This window comes from Streptococcus suis, assembly GCF_046032115.1.
Classification (GTDB): domain Bacteria; phylum Bacillota; class Bacilli; order Lactobacillales; family Streptococcaceae; genus Streptococcus; species Streptococcus suis_AJ.
Genome location: NZ_JARQOZ010000013.1, coordinates 14,877 through 34,125 on the forward strand (window position 1 = coordinate 14,877; position 19,249 = coordinate 34,125).

17 protein-coding genes are annotated in these 19,249 nt (G+C 41.6%); all 17 read right to left on the reverse strand.

What is annotated here, in order from left to right; translation table 11 throughout:
* Positions 1 to 24: 24 nt before the first annotated feature.
* On the reverse strand, positions 25 to 1,857 hold the full coding sequence (lepA, locus tag P7J36_RS05570; RefSeq protein WP_408551698.1) for a translation elongation factor 4: 1,833 nt from the start codon (positions 1,855 to 1,857) through the stop codon (positions 25 to 27).
* Between the two features lie 298 nt (positions 1,858 to 2,155).
* Positions 2,156 to 2,569 carry a nucleoside-diphosphate kinase gene (gene ndk / locus P7J36_RS05575; protein WP_408551697.1) on the reverse strand — a complete coding sequence of 138 codons (414 nt, stop codon included), beginning with the start codon at positions 2,567 to 2,569 and terminating at the stop codon, positions 2,156 to 2,158.
* A gap of 22 nt (positions 2,570 to 2,591) precedes the next feature.
* The gene (yihA, locus tag P7J36_RS05580; protein WP_408551696.1) at positions 2,592 to 3,179 is read right to left on the reverse strand and encodes a ribosome biogenesis GTP-binding protein YihA/YsxC; all 588 of its coding nucleotides are present in this window, start codon (positions 3,177 to 3,179) and stop codon (positions 2,592 to 2,594) included.
* Between the two features lie 60 nt (positions 3,180 to 3,239).
* A complete protein-coding gene (gene clpX / locus P7J36_RS05585) occupies positions 3,240 to 4,466 on the reverse strand; it encodes an ATP-dependent Clp protease ATP-binding subunit ClpX (protein ID WP_408551695.1) in 1,227 nt (408 codons plus the stop codon).
* Between the two features lie 21 nt (positions 4,467 to 4,487).
* On the reverse strand, positions 4,488 to 4,661 hold the full coding sequence (locus P7J36_RS05590) for a hypothetical protein (protein WP_002934972.1): 174 nt from the start codon (positions 4,659 to 4,661) through the stop codon (positions 4,488 to 4,490).
* 2 nt (positions 4,662 to 4,663) lie between these two features.
* A complete protein-coding gene (locus P7J36_RS05595) occupies positions 4,664 to 5,176 on the reverse strand; it encodes a dihydrofolate reductase (RefSeq protein ID WP_408551694.1) in 513 nt (170 codons plus the stop codon).
* 173 nt (positions 5,177 to 5,349) lie between these two features.
* Complete coding sequence (locus P7J36_RS05600) at positions 5,350 to 6,189, reverse strand: thymidylate synthase (protein ID WP_408551693.1); 840 nt, start codon at positions 6,187 to 6,189, stop codon at positions 5,350 to 5,352.
* Between the two features lie 52 nt (positions 6,190 to 6,241).
* Positions 6,242 to 6,544 (reverse strand): hypothetical protein, encoded by a 303-nt coding sequence (locus tag P7J36_RS05605; RefSeq protein WP_408551692.1) that lies wholly within the window; start codon positions 6,542 to 6,544, stop codon positions 6,242 to 6,244.
* A gap of 11 nt (positions 6,545 to 6,555) precedes the next feature.
* On the reverse strand, positions 6,556 to 6,834 hold the full coding sequence (locus P7J36_RS05610) for a hypothetical protein (RefSeq protein WP_002934968.1): 279 nt from the start codon (positions 6,832 to 6,834) through the stop codon (positions 6,556 to 6,558).
* Between the two features lie 125 nt (positions 6,835 to 6,959).
* Positions 6,960 to 7,919 carry an ROK family glucokinase gene (locus P7J36_RS05615; protein ID WP_024390350.1) on the reverse strand — a complete coding sequence of 320 codons (960 nt, stop codon included), beginning with the start codon at positions 7,917 to 7,919 and terminating at the stop codon, positions 6,960 to 6,962.
* A 91-nt stretch (positions 7,920 to 8,010) separates the two neighbouring features.
* On the reverse strand, positions 8,011 to 8,346 hold the full coding sequence (locus P7J36_RS05620; RefSeq protein ID WP_024410081.1) for a hypothetical protein: 336 nt from the start codon (positions 8,344 to 8,346) through the stop codon (positions 8,011 to 8,013).
* Positions 8,347 to 10,215 carry an ABC-F family ATP-binding cassette domain-containing protein gene (locus P7J36_RS05625; RefSeq protein WP_408551691.1) on the reverse strand — a complete coding sequence of 623 codons (1,869 nt, stop codon included), beginning with the start codon at positions 10,213 to 10,215 and terminating at the stop codon, positions 8,347 to 8,349.
* Positions 10,208 to 11,419, reverse strand: coding sequence for a CCA tRNA nucleotidyltransferase (locus P7J36_RS05630; protein ID WP_408551690.1), 1,212 nt, complete (start codon positions 11,417 to 11,419; stop codon positions 10,208 to 10,210). The genes P7J36_RS05625 and P7J36_RS05630 overlap by 8 nt, the downstream gene beginning before the upstream one ends.
* Positions 11,416 to 12,183, reverse strand: a complete 768-nt coding sequence (gene dapB, locus P7J36_RS05635; RefSeq protein WP_408551689.1) for a 4-hydroxy-tetrahydrodipicolinate reductase — start codon at positions 12,181 to 12,183, stop codon at positions 11,416 to 11,418. The genes P7J36_RS05630 and dapB overlap by 4 nt, the downstream gene beginning before the upstream one ends.
* Positions 12,184 to 12,191: 8 nt before the next feature.
* Positions 12,192 to 13,043: a DegV family protein gene (locus tag P7J36_RS05640; protein ID WP_408551688.1), complete on the reverse strand. Its 852-nt coding sequence runs from the start codon at positions 13,041 to 13,043 to the stop codon at positions 12,192 to 12,194.
* A gap of 1 nt (position 13,044) precedes the next feature.
* Positions 13,045 to 13,419, reverse strand: a complete 375-nt coding sequence (locus P7J36_RS05645) for a DUF1149 family protein (protein ID WP_408551687.1) — start codon at positions 13,417 to 13,419, stop codon at positions 13,045 to 13,047.
* A gap of 148 nt (positions 13,420 to 13,567) precedes the next feature.
* Positions 13,568 to 19,240 (reverse strand): ZmpA/ZmpB/ZmpC family metallo-endopeptidase, encoded by a 5,673-nt coding sequence (locus tag P7J36_RS05650; protein WP_408551686.1) that lies wholly within the window; start codon positions 19,238 to 19,240, stop codon positions 13,568 to 13,570.
* Positions 19,241 to 19,249: the final 9 nt, after the last annotated feature.

The following is a 19,249-nucleotide window of genomic DNA, read 5'->3' on the forward strand; positions in this document are numbered from 1 at the left end:
CAGGAGTGTTTCTTTGTATAAAGATTATTTCTTATCATCTTCATCCATGCTGAGAACGCTGAGGAAGGCTTCTTGTGGCACTTCTACCGATCCGATTGCCTTCATCCGTTTCTTACCGGCTTTTTGTTTTTCTAGGAGTTTGCGTTTACGGGAAACGTCACCACCATAACACTTGGCCAAAACGTTTTTGCGAAGGGCTTTGATGTCGCTACGGGCAACGATTTTCTGACCAATTGCTGCCTGGATTGGTACTTCAAATTGCTGACGAGGGATGATTTTCTTGAGTTTATCAACGATGATTTTCCCACGTTCATAAGCAAATTCCTTGTGGACGATAAAGCTGAGGGCATCGACCTTGTCGCCATTGAGGAGAATATCCATTTTCACCAACTTAGATGAACGGTATTCTGAAATCTCATAGTCGAAGCTAGCATAACCACGAGTGGATGACTTAAGCTTGTCAAAGAAGTCAAAGACAATCTCCGCAAGTGGAATTTGGTAGATAACATTGACACGGTTATCATCAATATAATCCATAGTCACAAAGTCACCACGTTTCCGCTGAGCCAATTCCATGACTGCACCGACGTATTCCTGCGGTACCATAATTTGCGCTTTAACGTAAGGTTCTTCGATAGTAGCAATCTTGGTTGGGTCAGGAAACTCTGACGGGTTGGCTACATCAATCATTTCTCCGTCTGTCATGTTGACATGGTAGACTACCGACGGTGCTGTCATGATGAGGTCAATGTTAAACTCCCGCTCAATCCGTTCTTGGATAACATCCATGTGCAAGAGACCTAAGAAGCCACAACGGAAACCAAAGCCGAGGGCCTGCGATGTTTCAGGTTCGAACTGCAAGCTGGCATCGTTGAGCTGGAGCTTTTCCAAGGCTTCACGGAGGTCATTGTACTTGTTGGAATCAATTGGATAGATACCTGCAAAGACCATTGGGTTCATCTGTTTGTAGCCTGAGAGTGGCTCACTGGTTGGATTATCCGCTAAGGTTACTGTATCACCGACACGAGTATCAGCCACAGTCTTGATAGAAGCTGCGATATAGCCAACATCTCCAACTGCTAGGAAATCACGACCAATGGCTTTTGGTGTGAAAATTCCGACTTCTGTTACATCGAAGGTCTTGCCATTGCTCATCATCTGGATGGTATCACCTGGCTTCACGACACCATTGACGATACGAACTTGGAGGATAACCCCACGATAAGGGTCATAGACAGAGTCAAAAATCAATGCTTGCAATGGAGCTTCGACATCACCAGTCGGTGCTGGAACCTTCTCGACAATCTGCTCCAAGATTTCCTCGATACCAATACCTGCCTTAGCTGATGTTGGCACTGCTTCTGAAGCATCCAAACCAATCACATCTTCGATTTCCTGACGAACACGCTCTGGGTCTGCTGCTGGCAGGTCAATCTTGTTAATGATTGGCAGGATTTCCAAGTCATTGTCAAGGGCCAGATAAACGTTGGCCAAGGTCTGTGCTTCAATCCCTTGAGCAGCATCCACCACCAGAATCGCACCCTCACAGGCCGCAAGAGAACGCGATACTTCATAGGTAAAGTCCACGTGTCCTGGTGTGTCAATCAAGTGGAAAATGTATGTCTCTCCATCTTTAGCTGTATAGTTGAGTTCGATTGCGTTGAGTTTAATTGTGATGCCACGCTCGCGTTCCAAGTCCATACTATCTAGCAACTGGGCTTGCATTTCACGGCTAGAAACTGTTTCTGTCTTCTCAAGAATACGGTCGGCCAAGGTTGATTTACCATGGTCGATGTGGGCAATAATGGAGAAATTACGAATTTTCTCCTGTCGTTTTTTCAAATCTTCTAAATTCATGTTTCTTCCTCTACAAGGGTATTACTCTTTATTATATCAGAAATACCAAGAACTTGCCATAAGAAAAACGGGAGTGGGAAGACGAACTCTTGCATTCATAGAAGAGTTCGTCTTCCCACCCCCGCACAGCTCAAACTGTTTGGGAGACAGTTTGAGGTTGGAGATAAAGCGAACGCTGTTCGCAACAGTCGTAATGGACAGATTTGGAGTGTGAAACACGAACAAATCTGCCAATCAACCACTGCGCTGAGATGTTGACATAAACTTTGTGTAGGATTGCTGTGGTTGAACTACTCTGCTATTTCCCCAGCCAAAGACCGATCTCGCGTTCGGCTGCTTCTGCACTATCTGAACCATGAACGACATTTGCCACAATTCCCTCAACGGGCGCTGTCGTAAAATCTCCACGAATAGTCCCAGGTAGGGCGTTTACTGGATTGGTAGCTCCCATCATATCTCGCCAAGATTTGATAACTTCTGGCCCTTCTATAATGCCAGCTATCATCGGCCCGCTCGTCATATATTGTACTAATTGCGGGAAGAAAGGTTTATCTGTCAAATGATCATAATGCTGACTGATTAGCTCTTCTGTCGCTGTAACCATTTTTAAATCTCGGATTTGAAATCCCCTGCATTCGATACGTGAAAGAATTTGTCCCGCAAGTCCACGCTTAAGAGCATCTGGTTTGATGATGAAGAAAGTACGTTCCATGATTTTTCTCCTGAACTGTTTATTAGATGTTACTTAAGATAGCATCCCATGCCTGATCGTATCCATGACGAGTCTCAGAAGAAAAGATAACGAATTGATCATTTTTATCAAAATCCAATTTCTTTTTAATCATCGATTCGTGCTTATTCCACTTTCCTCGTGGGATTTTATCAGCCTTCGTTGCCACAATAATAACAGGAATTTCATAATATTTCAAGAAGTCATACATTTGAACATCATCTGCTGATGGCTCATGACGCATGTCTATTAAACTCACCACAACACGTAGATTTTCTCGTGTCGTCAAATACTCTTCGATCATTTTGCCCCACTTAGCACGCTCAGTTTTGGATACTTTAGCATAGCCATAACCTGGAACATCTACGAATCGAATTTTATCATCTATATTATAAAAATTGAGTTGTTGAGTCTTTCCTGGTTTTCCTGACGTACGTGCAAGATTTTTTCTTCCTAGAAGAGTATTGATAAATGAGGACTTTCCAACGTTAGATCGCCCGGCAAGGGCAATTTCTGGAATGTCATCGCTAGGATACTGGGCCTTTGAAACTGCACTTAGCAGAATTTCAGCATTATGTGTATTGATTTCCATTGTTTACCTTTCATAAATAAGGGGAGAAAGCCAGTAGCTCACACCCCTCCTTGTACTTCTTTAAGCTGTTTCAAGTAAAGGTTTTTCCTTACCATCTACTGCATCTTTTGTAACACGAACACGTTTGACATCATCTTGACTTGGCACTTCAAACATAACATCCAACATGGTTTCTTCAATGATGGAACGAAGTCCACGAGCGCCAGTCTTACGTTCAATTGCTTTTTCTGCAATTGCTAACAAGGCGTCCTCATCAAAGTCAAGCTCCACGTCATCATAAGACAAGAGTGTCTGGTATTGTTTTACAAGAGCATTCTTCGGTTCCGTCAAAATACGTACCAAATCCTCTGTTGTCAATTGGTCCAAAGCTGCAAATACAGGCAAGCGACCAATCAACTCTGGAATGATACCGAATTTTTGAATATCGTCTGCAATGATATGTTGCATGTATGATTCTTTTTCATCAATAGCACGATTATTATGACCAAAACCGATGATTTTTTCACCGAGACGCTGTTTGACGATTTCTTCGATACCATCAAATGCACCGCCAACGATGAACAGGATATTTTTGGTGTCCACGTGAATCATTTCTTGGTTTGGATGTTTGCGTCCGCCTTGTGGTGGTACGCTGGCCACAGTTCCCTCGATAATTTTTAGGAGAGCTTGCTGGACACCTTCACCAGATACATCGCGGGTAATGGACACATTTTCACCTTTTTTGGCAATCTTATCAATTTCATCCACATAGATAATTCCTCTTTCTGCACGGTCGATGTTAAAGTCTGCAGCCTGCAAAAGTTTGAGAAGGATATTTTCTACGTCTTCACCAACATAACCCGCCTCAGTAAGAGCAGTCGCATCAGCAATAGCAAACGGGACATTCAAACTTTTAGCCAAGGTCTGAGCTAGGAAGGTTTTTCCTGAACCAGTCGGGCCAATCATCAGGATATTTGATTTTTGCAAATCAACATCGTTCTCATCACGGCTATCTTGGAAATTGATCCGTTTGTAGTGGTTGTAGACCGCAACAGCCAAGGCACGCTTAGCACGATCTTGCCCAATGACATAATTGTTTAAAATATTGAGCAATTCTTGTGGCTTTGGAGTGTCAGCCAGGTCAGTCAAAACTTCTTCTGCCAATTCTTCACGAATGATTTCCTGAGCTAATTCCACACATTCATTACAGATAAACACATTGTTTCCAGCGATAATTTTTTTTACTTCTTCTTGATTTTTTCCACAAAATGAGCAATAAATAAACTCATGTGTATGCTTAACAGCCATGTAATTCCTCTTTCATATCTCTTATCTAAATAAAAAGCCGTAAATGGCGTGAATACTATTGACCAGATTGGTAAAAGCATTCAATAAAAATAATATTGCTAAACCAAAACGTTTCTTCCGAAAGGCTTGAATCGCACAAAGAACACAAATCCCACAGAGAAATGCTGTAAATAAACCGAATAAACTTCTCTCCATGCCTAACCATCTCTTCTTTCATAGGTTTTTATTGTAAAATCATACGGGTTTTTCTCGTCTTTTGGACGTAAATTGGCGCTTTGTAGCTGAAATTTCTTCATAGGAAATGCTTTCGGAAAATACACATCGCCATTAAATTGACCGTGAATATCTGTCACTATTAATGTTTCAATGTAAGGTGCAAAGGCAGTAAAAATTTGTCCCCCACCAAGCACAAATAGTGTCTGCTCCTGTTTGTTATACCAATCTAGGACATCTTCCACACTGTGTAAAATGGTAACACGTTCACTCTCTAGTTGATAGGACTTATCGGTCGTCAAAACAATTGTGTGACGATTTGGGAGAGCACGCTTACCCATGCCATCAAAAGTCACACGCCCCATTACCATAGTATGACCAGTGGTCGTTTCTTTAAAATGAGCCCAGTCTGCAGGTAAATACCATGGAAGTCTATCCCCTTTTCCAATCAATCCATTTTCATCTTGAGCCCAAATGGCAACAATCTTTTTAGTCATTTTCTCTCACTTTCCGTCCTATCATTCTATCAAAAAAACATGAAAAATGCACTTACCAAGTAGGGCTAGTGCAAATTTTTAATATTGAAACTATCACCGACTCCTCAGAGGTAGGGAAGATTCCGAGATTCGTAGAATGTGAATCTCGCTGGTGCTGGAAAGCCCCCCTCATCTTAAATCGCCAAGTCAAATTTGAGTTGCGGTTTAACCGGTTCATAGTCCACCAACTCAAAATCTTCTGCTTTAATATCAAAAAAGTTTGTTCCGTCTGGGACGTTGAGGACTAAACGAGGCTCGATTTCTGAAGGCGTTCGACGGAGCAATTCTTCAGCTTGTTCAAACTGATTGTCATAGATGTGAAGATTGTTGATGAAATAGAAAAACTTCCCAACCTTCCAGCCAAAATGTTTAGCAATCATCATCTGAAGGGCTACATACTGCATAGCGTTGATATGATGGGCTACCAACATATCATTTGACCGCTGAGTTAGAGTTGCATCCAGATAAATCTCCCTATCCACTCGCCGAACGTCAAACATGGTCTGAAAGGCACATGGCAAAAGACCTGCGGATTGGTCAAAGGCTTCATAATCCCACAAAGAAATCACATTGCGGCGATTCCATGGATTTTCCTCCAATTGCTTGAGGATTTTTGAAATGATGTCATGTTTTTTCACAATAGCACCGTAACGTTCACCGATTGTACCAGTTCCCTCAACTTCCCAGTCATTCCAATATTGGACACCGTATTTTTCCTGTAAAACCGACAAATCATTGGTCTGGTCTTGGTAAATCCAGAGAATTTCTTTGATGGCCGACTTAATTGGAATAGGTCTAAGTGTTGTAATAGGAAACTCGCCCTTAGACAAATCATATTCAGCAAAGGCACCTGTAACGTACTTGGAATTAGCTACATTTCCATCCTTGTAACGTGGGCGAGCATTTTCTGAAAAAACGCCCTCTTCCATAATCTTACGAATGTTTTCTTTAAAAATACTATCTGCTTTTGTCATGGTTTTAGTATAGCAAATTCTAGCAAAAAACTCCAGTTTTGAACTGGAGTCCTCATTTATAGAGCAAGGGGTAGAGGTTGAGCTGATAGAGACCTGCTAGGGCAGTTACTAGGCTGAACAATATAAAATACAAGGCAACCAAGAGAACACACAACAATATCTGACGAACATTTTTAGTGTAAATAGCCGTTGGTAAACTAGCGAGACCGAAAAAGGGAATGATGAAAAATGTTAGTTTAAAATTCACATTTACAATATCAAACCATTGGTCTATTGGTAAAAATAGCATGACGATGAGAAAAATTGCGATACCATACAAAACTAGATTTAATCTTTTTAGTAAAGTCAGGTTCATAACTGCTCCTTCTAGGGACCAAATATAAAGTAGCCAATACCGAATATCAGAGGAAATGAGATCATTAAGAAGATACTAATCAAACCAGTCCACAATTTTTTATAGTAGATAGATAGTATAAGAATTAGAGTCCCCAGTAGAGGGAGAATCAACATGGTTGCTACGTTTCCCCAGCTAGACGGGAAAAACCAGTCACGAATCCAGTTATCAAGGAAAAAGGCAGATAACAAAATCAATAAACCAAGAATGGTCAGATAGTTGATTATTTTAGACATGTTTACCTGTTTCATAAGGTGACACTCCTTTCTCTTTACACTTTCATTGTACGCTTAAACACTACATTTTTCAATATATGTATATAAAGAAAATGTGACAGCGGATTTTAAAAAAGCAGAGGGAATTCTGCTTTTAACGATTATTTCAAGACAAGTGATGCTGCGCCCAATACACCTGCATCATTACCACGTGTTGCCAAGACAATTTGTGTACTTTCCTTGATTTGTGGGAAGCTATTTTCAGCAAAGACTTTGCGAACGCCATCCAATAAGAACTCTCCTGCAGCTGATACACCGCCACCCAGAACGATGTAGGCAGGATTGAGGACTGCAGCAATGTTTGCACAAGCAACACCTAGGTATTCTGAGAAGTGACGGTAGACAATCAAAGCCAAATCATCGCCTTCTTTTGCCAAATCAAAGACATCCTTAGCCGTTACATCTTGACCATCGTCAATCATTTGTTTCAGTTTTGCATCGCCAGCGTATTGATCAGCATAGCGACGGCTGAGATTGACAATACCTGTTGCTGAAGCAACTGTTTCTAGACAACCTTTCTTACCACAAGTACATGCAAATGGCTCATCAAAGTCAACTGTGATATGGCCCAATTCACCACCAGCACCTTTGACCCCACGAATCAAGTTTCCAGCAGCGATGACACCACCGCCGACACCTGTACCAAGCGTCATAAAGACAACGTTTGGATTGTTGTTTCCAGCACCAACCCATTGCTCACCAAGGGCCGCTACGTTTGCATCATTGTCGATAAAGAATGGCAAACCAAGGGCAGATTCAAACTGCTCTTTAACCAATTGCAAGGTTTTCCAGTTGAGGTTATAGGCACCGATAACAGTACCGGCTTCGCTATCAACGACACCTGGAGAACCCATACCAACTCCCAAGAAATCATCCTTTGTCAAACCATGAGTTTCAAATCGATGCTTGATACTGTCAATAATATCTGGAACAATATGACTTCCATCATCTAAAATATTTGTCTTGATGGACCATTTTTCTTGAATTTCTCCCTCAGTCGTCAGAATCGCTAACTTAACAGATGTACCACCCAAGTCAATACCGATAATTTTTTTAGACATAATCATCACCTCAAATGTATTTTCTTTATTATAACACAATGCAAAGGTTTGCGTAAAGCCTTTTCAAAAATTTGCACGGATAAAAATTGCCCTATCTGAAAAGATAGAGCAAAATTAAAAATTGAATATGCAAGATAAACCTTCCAATGGAAAAGAGCATAACTGTCGTAAAATTACTACCTTCTTTCGTTCCATTATAGAGAAAAAGAGTAGAAATAAAGGTAAATCCTAGAGCAAACCCCACCATCTGCAAGTCGTGATAAGACTGACCATAAAAATAAAGCGTGACAGCCAGCAAGAGCATGGATAAGACCGTTAACGCCAAGCGCAATGTATTCATTTTTTTGGTCTTTAAATAGCTAAACAAAGCCGCTCCCAAGGTCACCAAGAGATAGATGACCATATATGACATGACAAGAACTTTCATCTAGCCCTCCAACTCGCTTAGATACTCATACCGCTCATATTTTTCCAAGAGCAGATCGTTTTTCTCATCCAATTCCTTCTGCAGGTCGGACAATTTTGTAAAATCACTCCCACAGGTTAGCATTTCCGCCTCGATTTCCGCAATCCGCTCCTCCAAGCCAGCAATATCTTCTTCGATGGTCGCCCATTCCTGCTTCTCAAAGTAGGACATCCGCTTCTTGTTCTCTTTGACCTTCTCGGTTTTCTCCTTTGGTATTTCCAAGGAAATAGCAGAGCTAGAAGCCAGAAAGCCCTTCTCATCCAGGTAGTCCGTGTAGTTGCCAAAGAAAGTCTGAATACCGCCCTCCTCAAAAGCCAGAATTTTGGTCGCAACCTTGTCTAGGAAATAACGGTCGTGACTAACGGTAATAACTGGACCAGTAAAGCCCTGCAAGAAATGTTCCAAGACTGTCAGAGTCGCTATGTCCAAGTCGTTAGTCGGCTCATCTAGTAAGAGAACATTGGGTCTTTCCAAGAGAATTTTCAGCAGGTAAAGCCGCTTTTTCTCCCCACCTGATAGCTTTTCAATCAAGGTACCGTGGGTATTGCGAGGGAAGAGGAATTGCTCCAAGAGTTCTGCGATAGAAACCATACCAGATGTCGTCTTAGCTTCTTCTGCCACTTCCTGCAAGAAATTGATGACCCGCTTGCTTTCGTCCAAGCCCTTGATGGTCTGAGAAAAATAACCGATGCGGATGGTTTCACCAATATTTACCTTACCACTGTCTGCCTGCAAATCACCTGCGATTAGATTGAGTAAGGTAGATTTTCCTTTACCATTGTCACCGACAATTCCGATGCGGTCCTTGTTTTGAATGAGCAGGTTAAAGTCTTTTAAAATGGGCTTGTCAGGATAGGAAAAACTGACATTTTCAAAGTTAATAACTTTTTTACCGATACGAGAGGTTTCAAAATTGATTTCCAGTTCGCTATCGTCTATCTTGTTGGCTAAATCGCCTTTGAGGTCATGGAAACGATTGATACGAGCCTGTTGCTTGGTTGCACGAGCTTGAGGTTGTCTGCGCATCCAAGCCAGCTCTTGTTTGTAGAGTTGCTCTTTCTTATGGCGAAGGGCGGCATCTCGCTCGTCCTGTTCTGCCTTCAAGCAAACATAGTCCTGGTAATTTCCCTGATATTCGGTTAAGCTGGCGCGGTCCAATTCAAAAATCCGTGTCGCCACATTGTCCAAGAAATAGCGATCGTGGGTAATAAAGAGAACAGACTTTTTAGTATTTTTCAAGAAAGTCGTCAACCATTCAATGGTATCAATGTCCAGGTGGTTAGTCGGTTCATCCAGCAAGAGCAAGTCAGCATTGCCAAGGAGGACTTGGGCCAATTGCACTCGTCTACGTAGACCACCCGATAACTCAGCAACGGTTTTGTTGAGGTCTGTTAGCCCGAGTTTCGACAAGACAGTCTTGACCTGACTTTCAATCTCCCAAGCATTGAGAGAATCCATCTCTGCCATGACCTTCTCTAATCTTGCTTGACTGGCTTCATTGTAATGAGATAAGAGCAACTCGTATTCACGAATCAGCTGGGTTTCACGGAGGTCAGATGAAAGAACGGTGTCTAAAACTGTCTTACTTTCATCAAAATCAGGTTCCTGGGTCAAATAGGCAATTTTATAGGCATTTTTTGTACGAAAAGGTGATACATCTCCGTCAAAACCGATACGACCTGACAGAACATCCAACAAAGTCGTCTTTCCTGTACCATTGACCCCAATAATCCCGATACGGTCGCCTTGATGGATGATGAAAGACAGATCAGCAAAGACCGTTTTATCTCCGACAGATTTAGTCAGATGTTCAACGATAAAATCACTCATTCTCTAAGATTCCTTTCACAAATGTCATAATCGCTTGCTCTTCGTTTTTTAGCTGTCCTTCCACAATCTGGAATTCCACCTCTTTGAGTAGTTCTCCCAATATTGGACCTGGTTTGAGGTCGAATGCCTTCATCAAATGTCCTCCATTGACAACAATTTCATGCTTGTCGTGGATAGTTAAAGACTGATCAATATGGTCAATTGCTGCAAAATCTATAGTCAAACCTTGTGCCTGACGGAGTTCCTCTACCAAGTACAAGAATTCTTTGCCATACTTGAAACAGATTTGCTTGGTAACAGGTCCTGCTTGGCGAAGCTGATAAATCTCTACCAACTTGACCACAGTGCGTTGAAAATCATTGCTGGTTTTCCATTTTTTCAGAAAGGTCTTGATGTTCTCGATACCTAGGCAGACAAAGAGCATGGCCCAAGCTTGTTCAGAAGTCGAAAATCGAAAATCCTCTGTCAGACTTGTTAGCATGGTCTCTAATTCATCACTTTTTCCAGCTAAATCAGGCAAGAAATCATAAGCCTTGGAATCAATCATAGCGCGCAAGCCTTTTCGCCAAAAATCTGCCATCAAAAGTTTATCAAACTCGATAAAACTGCGTTCTACAGATATTTTTTCCAAGAGCGGTGCGGTTTCAACCATAGCTGTAAATGTCGTCGGCTCAATCTCAAAGTCCAAGGTCGCTGCAAAGCGAAATCCACGCATGATACGGAGGGCATCTTCGTTGAAACGCTCAGCCGGGATGCCTACAGCCCGTAGGGTGCGGTTTTCTAAGTCGGTCATCCCATCGAAGAGGTCAACAATTCGTGCTTCTTCATCCAGGGCAAAGGCATTGACCGTGAAGTCGCGGCGTTTGAGATCTTCTTCTAAGGAACGCACAAAAGAAACCTGGCTCGGTCTGCGGAAGTCCACATACTCCTCCTCTGTCCGAAAGGTCGTGATTTCATACTCCTTTTTCCCCTCTAATACTAGCACCGTACCGTGTTCAATTCCGACATCAATAGTCCGTGAAAAGATTTGTTTCGTTTCCTGAGGGTAGCTGGATGTCGCAATATCGACATCATGAATAGGTCTGCCCAAAATAGCATCCCGTACGGAGCCGCCAACAAAATAAGCCTCGAAGCCAGCTGCTTTAATTTTCTCTAAAATCGGCAAAGCCTCCTGAAACTCAGAAGGCAGATTGTGTAATTTCATAATAAGTGTTCCAAACCATAAACGAGTTGTGAGCGTTTGACTACCTCTTTAATGCCGAGGTTGACACCGCCCATAAAGGAAATGCGATCGTAAGAATCATGACGAATAGTCAATCCTTCTCCCTGTGCCCCAAAAATCACTTCCTGATGGGCAACAAGGCCTGGCAAGCGGACAGAGTGGATACGGAAACCGTCAAACTCTGCACCACGAGCTCCAGCAATCAATTCTTCTTCATCTGCTGCACCTTGAGCCTGTGACTGACGGACTTGGGAAATGAGTTCAGCCGTTTTGACAGCTGTTCCGCTCGGTGCATCCTTCTTCTTGTCATGGTGTAATTCGATGATTTCAAGATTTGGGAAATACTTGGCTGCCTGTGCTGCAAATTGCATGAGCAAGATAGCTCCAATAGCAAAGTTAGGAGCTATCAAGCCTCCCAAGCCCTTCTCAGCAGACAAGGAGATTAATTCTTCAATTTCTTCTGGAGTAAAGCCTGTCGTTCCAACTACAGGTGCAAAGCCATTTTCTAAGGCAAAGCGGGTGTTCTCATAAGCAAATTTTGGCGTTGTAAAATCCACCCAGACATCAGCTTCTAGGCTGGCAACTTCTTCTTTGGTCTTGAAAACAGGAACTCCATCCACTTCTGATTCTGTCGCAAATGGATCCACCAAGGCAGCCAGACTAAGTGCTGCGTCACCCTTGACCATTTCAACAGCCGTTGAGCCCATTTTCCCTTTAAATCCTGCGATAATTACCTTAATTGTCATGAAAACTCCTATTCAATGATGGGAGAAATACCAAAGGCCACAGCCCCTTCTCCCAAGTGTGTACCGATGACTGAACCAAATGACACGATTGGCAAATCACTACCTACCCCTGCTTCTTCTAGCTGCACTTTAAAGTTTTCAGCCTTTTCAGGTGCGTTGGCATGAATGATAGCAATCTGATACTGTCCATCTTTAGTTTGTTCTTGGAGAATTTCGATTAAACGCTTAATGGCTTTCTTCTCCGTCCGAACTTTTTCATAAACTTCAATCTTACCCTCACCTGTAAAATACAGAATCGGTTTAATGCTCAAAAGATTGCCAAGCAAGGCCGCACCATTAGACAAGCGACCACCTTTTACCAAGTGATTGAGGTCATCAACCATGATAAAGGCAGTTGTCTTGCCAATTTCTAGGTTTAACTTGCCTGTAATTTCTTCAAAACCTAGTCCTGCATCAGCCCATTTAAGGACATTCTCCACCATCATGCCCAAAGGTGCTGAAGTGATTTTTGTATCTGGAAAGGCAACTGTCAGACCGTCAAATTCATCAGCCAAATATTGAATATTTTGATAAAAACCTGAAATACCTGATGATAAAAACAAACCTAGCGCGTGGGTATATCCTTTTTCTTTCAAGCTACCAAGAATTTCTTCCAATTCCATCAAACTTGGCTGGCTGGTTTTTGGCAATTCTTTTGAAGAGGCCATTTTTTGATAAAATTCCTCAACCGTCAAATTTTGCCCTTCGATATAATTTTCCCCATCAATGCTGACTGGAATGCTTAGGACAAACAGGTCATCCCGCTCAATACTTTGAACATTCAAAACAGCTGATGAGTCAGTAATAACTGCTAATTTCATATTAAAACTCCAAATTTACACCTGGTGCATCAAAAGCGATTTCTGTGACATCATAGGTCATGCGTTTTAGCATATCCAATAGCGGCTCAACTAAGGTTCGTTTTTCTTCATCAGTGAATTCAGTCGGTTCATTAACATAACGTTCCTGTAGATGAACAGCTTGGCTCATAGCACCTGAGATTACAAAATGATTCAAAACAATGATAAAACGTAAAATAGTAATCATTGACGTTTTATTTTCTTCCTCATTGCGTTCAAGTAGTTGGAAATCAACATTTAATTTGGTTTCTGGCACCCCGTTTTCCTTTTCCCAGGCATGATTACGTGCATCAAAGTGATACTGATTGACAAATTCTTTTTCGCGAACGATTTCCATTTCTAAATTCTCCTAAAAACAATACTATGCTCATTATACCATAATTTAGTAGATAATTGGGAAAATAAAAGGAAGAAGCTGAAAATACAATCATTCCAACTTCTTCCTAAAAGAGCCAAGTAGACTAAGAAACATAACTAGATCTAGATCAGTCAGTAAATATCGAAGATGTGAAGCTATCTGTCAAACCGACATAGGCTTTCAAAATAGCGTCTTTCAAACTTTGGCGATTAAAACCTACTTGCTTATTCTTAGCAGCCTGATAATCTTTTTCGACAGCCTCCGCCATCAGCCTGCTCAGCGTTTCAACATTATCTATTGTTTCAGTCTGACCATTGAAGCTAATCGTGACGGCTCTCAGTCTATCTTTCTTATCCCAGCGTTCCTTGTACATAGCTTTTTTGAAACTTGCATAGTCAGTATAGTGATTAGCAAATAGTTTTTCAAAAATAAACTGATCAGATAGTGGACGACCTGCCGCCTCTGCTTCTGCTTTTAGCTTATCTGTTGCATATGGAATAAAACCATCTTCCCACCCTTTTGCTGCTAGAAGCTCCAAGGCCGTCTTACGGAATTGTAAACCACCAACAGTACCTTGATCATTTTGTAATCCTGCATAAATCGGATAATAGAGCGGTACGAAATAGTAGTTCTTCAAATTTTCACGTAGATAGTCTTGCTCTGGTAACAGTGATGTTTTGGCAACTAGGGCATGGTCAATGGCATCATTGATAGTCGCAATGTTCAAGTTAGCCAGTTCCTCATTACTCAATTTCCTGATACGGTCATGTGCATTTTGATAGCCAAGGGACTGACCAACAGTTGCTTCATTGGCTTGAACCAACTCTATCTTGTTAAAGAAGTAAGGATAAGCCTCTTTCCCCTTGGCAGCAATAGCTTGGATTTCGACTGCATCCAAGAGGTAGGTAACATCAAAGACACCTTTTAGATAGGTTTGTAAATCTTCTTTTGTTTTGAAACGACCACTTGAAACATTGTGTGGAGTATTTGGACTATGTTCATTCATGAAGTTAAATCCATAGTAATAAATACCCCCACCAGCTGATGACTGCAACAAGCCCATAGCATAGGATTCTGCATCTTGACCAGGACGACGCTTATGACCGTCCAATATGATGGTTTCATCATAGTTATGAATCAATTCATGGCTCATGGTCGAATCTCCTAAATCAGATAGCATATCTCGATTGGAGAATTTAACAAAGGTTTCTGTGTCTGAAAAGGCGCTATCTCTTGATTGTCTATGCCATTCATTCAAGGCACCTGCTAACTCCTGAACATAGCGGTATTCCTGGTCATACTTACCTGCCCAACGACGTTTATCATTCGGTTCTTCAAATGCATTTGAATCCTTGATCCAGTAACCATCCCAAATTTCAGTTGAGCGTTGGATAAACTTGTCTCTCAGATGAGAATCTGCCATCTGATACCACATATCCAAGAAGTCACCCAAGCGTTTGGCATGTTTTGGTATCAGATTTGTCTGTACCGACTGGACATGTTGGTAATATTGGTCAGGATCGGTCTTTTTCAAAGCTGTATCCACATATCTTCCATAACCACCAAAGGCTACTGTAGCCATAGAACTCAGGACAAAAATATCATCTTTTTCCTTGATATTCAGCAGTGGCAAATAGTATTTTTCATAGCGTGGAATACGTCCCAAATGGCTATATAGACTGGTGTCAATGCTCGAGTTTACATTTGATGGAATTTCATAAACAAAGGCATTGGTCGCTTCTTTGAACCACTTCCTTGAATCAGTTTCTCCCAAGAACAATTTCTTATTGTATTCCAAGAAATCACGAACTGTTCCGAGTTGACCAGATAAATGCCCAAAGCGTTCCTTATGAATAGCTGCATTATTGGCAAGTGTTAATCTGTCAAAATACATATTTTCATAGCCATTTTGTGAAACATAATACACATCCGTATCCTTGATTATCTTATCTGTAAAGGACTTCAACCACTCAAGAGTATCCAGTTGACGACTATAAAAATCTGCATGATGGAGCACAATATTCTTGATGTTGGTATCTCCGTATGTAATACCGTATAGCCTATTGAGGTAGGCAAGTGCAAACATGATTTTTTCTTTGTCTGCCAAGAATTCATTTTTAATGACATCCCTGACAGCCTTGCTTGTGGTATCAACCACCTGTCTGTTTGCCAACAAACCTTTGATATGGCCCTCGAGATTGGCTTTGACTTCTGCAAAGGACTCATCTAAATACAAGTCTTTTAATTTGACCTGTTTATCTGATGTTTGGATATGCAAGATGTCAGCCATCTTTTCGCTGTAAAGTTCAACCTGTGAAAATGCCGCTACTAGATCATCGATGAGGCTGGATTCCAGAGATAGTAACTGTTCCGGTGTATAGAGGAGTTGTTCGCCTAAACGATATTCCACAACCTTGGTGTTGCCATACTCACCCTTAAACACTAGGGGTAGTATTTCTGAAGTTCCGTCTTCAAAATGGATCAGCAATTTATTCAAGTAAGCATGTTGATCATAGATATTTGTTACTATGCCATCCTCAGTCAAGGTAAGGACAGATCGGATAGGTTTGCTGTAGAGGTTGCTTGTTTCATCAATCAAGTTCCCATATTTAACTATCGTATGCCGATCATAGAAAGGCAACAACTTAGCAGTGTTTTCATAGGCAGTTCTTCGTTCAGCCTGAGCATTTTGAACCTGGTTATAATCGATGGTCTGCACTGAATTCGACTGACTGTCGGTAGTTTCCTGTCCTGTCGTGGTTGGCGTTGTTGGAATTCCCCATGCCTTGATTTTCTCTAGCACGGCTTCTTGAGAAAGGCTTGTAGACTGAATGGTAGGATTTGGTTGCCCTGCTGCATGACCTTCAACACTATAGAGATTGCTTATGGTGGACCATACTGTAGCAGATTGAGTTTGACCCGAAGCGATGATGCCGCCATTTGTGACAGATGCACCTGTTGCTATATTATTCAAGAAAGACATTCTAGCTAAGCCAACCACACCACCTGTATCAGCAGGGGCACTGGCTTCTACTTTTCCTGTAACATAGACATTTGTTATGATCGGTTGCTGGGTTAGCACTATCATCTCCGCTGTGACACCACCAATTTTTTGTCCACGTCCACTTGCAGTTTTGGCATCAATCGCAACAGTAGCCCGCACCTTATCAATGGTTGAACTATTTAAAATTCCTGTAACACCACCCATATGATAAGTTTCATGACTTGCTGTATTGCTTAGGTTGACATTAACAATGGAATTACTAATGGTTGTGCCGTTTGTGGCGTTATAGACAATGCCAGCAATATTTTGTTTGGCAGTAATATTTCCTGAAATAGAAACCTTATCGATGATAGACTTGTCTGATTTTTTAGCTAGAGCAGCTACTTCCGTTTGCTCGTTTGAAATCGCCACATCTTTTAGGGAGATATTTTCTACCCTAGCATTCTTGAGCGTGTTGAAAAGCGGTCTATCCAACTGCAAAATAGAATAAGTCTTGTGGTCACCCAGGCTCTTCAGACTACCAGTAAATTCTTTGGTAATGTAGGTGTCCGTTGAAACTGACTTATCAACTACCATATCCGCAGCTAGATAGTAGGTTCCACTAGGATTGTTATTGATGGCATCTACTAATTCACTAAATTTACTGTAGGCACCCTCTTGTAAAACGAGCTTATCAACTGTAAAGGTATGGTGTTCATCGAAACTATGATTATTCTGATTAAATTTCACTAATTTTGGGTGAATAATGCTCACCTTAATGCCATTGACATCATTCTCAAATTTATCGACAGGGAGGTAAATATCTTTATTGTTTACAGTAGCAATTTTAACAAGATAATTTTCTGTAGTAGTTGGAAGATTGCTCAAGGCTGTAACCCTTGTTTTCTCTCCACTTTCATCCACCTGATATAGCTCAATACTCTTGTATTCTCGTAATTCCAGTAATTTATTTTCTAGTTCAAATTTTTCTGTTCCGAGCTCTTCTTCCACATCATCACTACCTAAATTATAGGCAAATCGTGTTTTAACTTTATATTCAGTGTTCAGTAGTAAGTTAGCAAATTGAACCTTGTATAGCTCTTCTTGTGTTAGAATTTCTTTTTCTGTGACTAATTCATCCCCTTTGTATAGAGATACCATAGCCTTGACAAATGTAGAATCACTATCTGTCAGTGTATAGCTTAGTTCTACACTCTTATCATCTACATTTTCTTTAAGAATTGATAAAACTAACTTCGGTTTGGTTTTAATAGGTTCTTCTGGTTGTTCCGTAACTGGAGAACTTGGGACAACTGGTTCTGTTGGTTCCTCGGGTAGAACTTCGGCTTCTGTAGCTGGTGGAACGGGGGCTTCTGGCTGTTCAGTAACCGGTTCACTTGGGGCAACAGGCACTGTTGGTTCCTCGGGTAGAACTTCGCCCTCTGTTGATGGCGGAACGGGAGTTTCCGGTTCTTCTGGTTGTTCAGTTACTGGAGAACTTGGGACAACAGGTTCTATTGGTTCCTCGGGTTGAACTTCATCTTCTGTTGATGGTGGAACGGGAGTGACTGGAACCTCTGGTTCTTCCGTTACTGGGGCACTTGGGACAACTGGATCTGTTGGTTCCTCAGGTAGAACTTCATCTTCTGTTGATGGTGGAACGGGAGCTTCTGGTTGTTCAGTTACTGGAGAACTTGGGACAACAGGCGCTGTTGGTTCCTCAGGTAGAACTTCGGCTTCTGTTGATGGTGGAACGGGAGTGACGGGGGCTTCTGGCTGTTCAGTAACCGGTTCACTTGGGACAACAGGCGCTGTTGGTTCCTCGGGTTGAACTTCATCCTCAACCGTTGGAGAAACTGGTGTTTCAGGCACTTTTGGCTCGTCCGTAACCGGTTCACTTGGGCCAACAGGCGCTGTTGGTTCCTCGGGTTGAACTTCGGATTCTGTTGATGGAGGAACGGGAGCTTCTGGTTGTTCCGTTATTGGTTCACTTGGGGCAACAGGCGCTGTTGGTTCCTCAGGTAGAACTTCATCTTCTGTTGATGGAGGAACGGGGGCTTCTGGTTGTTCCGTAACTGGAGAACTTGGGGCAACAGGCACTGTTGGTTCCTCAGGAATAATATCATCAACAATGGGAGCTTCTGAATGCTTAGATATTCCCTCAACCAATATATTTGGCAATATCAATTCGCTCGATGACCCTTGCTCATCAATAATTGCTTCGCTAACTGTGATTGCTTCAGAATTAACATGCCCTTCTAAAATATAACCTACAAATTCATGTTGATCTATAGAAATCACTGCTTGTGGCAAAGCTTCACCTATGGCAAGGCTAAATTGTTTATCAAAACCTGAGAGGCTACCTGTAGAAATTGCAGCCACTGAAAGACTACCTGTAGCAGTTAAAATAATCAGACTTCTAACAATTCGTTTTTTCCTATCTTTTGTAAGAGATAGACCGATAATCAATAGCCCTAAACCAACCAGACTACTTGTAAAAGTCGGTATATCTCCTGTTTGAGGCAAATTTGTCTTTGGCCGATAGACCATATAGTAAGTATGGGTATCCCCAACCTGCCTTGCTGGAATGGTCGCTTGAATTCGTGCCTTCTCATCTGATGTCAGTTCCGAATAAAGGACATATTTATAGGAAATCTGTTCTCTTGCTACATTTGTATGGGCAAGAGCTGTCAATTCTGCTTTAATAGCCAAATTTGGTACAAAAAATAAGGCGGCAGTCATACCAATAATAACTGATGCAACGCCTCTATTAAATTTGCGAATAGAAAACTTATTTTGCTTTTCCTTCCAAAACATATGAAGCTC

Excerpts from the sequence above, each read along its gene's own strand:
- P7J36_RS05630 (WP_408551690.1), bottom strand. The coding sequence starts at position 11,419 with ATGAAATTACACAATCTGCCTTCTGAGTTTCAGGAGGCTTTGCCGATT.
- P7J36_RS05605 (WP_408551692.1), bottom strand. The coding sequence starts at position 6,544 with ATGAACCTGACTTTACTAAAAAGATTAAATCTAGTTTTGTATGGTATC.
- dapB (WP_408551689.1), bottom strand. The coding sequence starts at position 12,183 with ATGACAATTAAGGTAATTATCGCAGGATTTAAAGGGAAAATGGGCTCA.
- P7J36_RS05590 (WP_002934972.1), bottom strand. The coding sequence starts at position 4,661 with ATGGAGAGAAGTTTATTCGGTTTATTTACAGCATTTCTCTGTGGGATT.
- P7J36_RS05620 (WP_024410081.1), bottom strand. The coding sequence starts at position 8,346 with ATGAAAGTTCTTGTCATGTCATATATGGTCATCTATCTCTTGGTGACC.
- P7J36_RS05650 (WP_408551686.1), bottom strand. The coding sequence starts at position 19,240 with ATGTTTTGGAAGGAAAAGCAAAATAAGTTTTCTATTCGCAAATTTAAT.
- P7J36_RS05615 (WP_024390350.1), bottom strand. The coding sequence starts at position 7,919 with ATGTCTAAAAAAATTATCGGTATTGACTTGGGTGGTACATCTGTTAAG.
- P7J36_RS05600 (WP_408551693.1), bottom strand. The coding sequence starts at position 6,189 with ATGACAAAAGCAGATAGTATTTTTAAAGAAAACATTCGTAAGATTATG.
- P7J36_RS05610 (WP_002934968.1), bottom strand. The coding sequence starts at position 6,834 with ATGAAACAGGTAAACATGTCTAAAATAATCAACTATCTGACCATTCTT.
- P7J36_RS05645 (WP_408551687.1), bottom strand. The coding sequence starts at position 13,419 with ATGGAAATCGTTCGCGAAAAAGAATTTGTCAATCAGTATCACTTTGAT.
- P7J36_RS05595 (WP_408551694.1), bottom strand. The coding sequence starts at position 5,176 with ATGACTAAAAAGATTGTTGCCATTTGGGCTCAAGATGAAAATGGATTG.
- lepA (WP_408551698.1), bottom strand. The coding sequence starts at position 1,857 with ATGAATTTAGAAGATTTGAAAAAACGACAGGAGAAAATTCGTAATTTC.
- ndk (WP_408551697.1), bottom strand. The coding sequence starts at position 2,569 with ATGGAACGTACTTTCTTCATCATCAAACCAGATGCTCTTAAGCGTGGA.
- P7J36_RS05640 (WP_408551688.1), bottom strand. The coding sequence starts at position 13,043 with ATGAAATTAGCAGTTATTACTGACTCATCAGCTGTTTTGAATGTTCAA.
- P7J36_RS05625 (WP_408551691.1), bottom strand. The coding sequence starts at position 10,215 with ATGAGTGATTTTATCGTTGAACATCTGACTAAATCTGTCGGAGATAAA.
- clpX (WP_408551695.1), bottom strand. The coding sequence starts at position 4,466 with ATGGCTGTTAAGCATACACATGAGTTTATTTATTGCTCATTTTGTGGA.
- yihA (WP_408551696.1), bottom strand. The coding sequence starts at position 3,179 with ATGGAAATCAATACACATAATGCTGAAATTCTGCTAAGTGCAGTTTCA.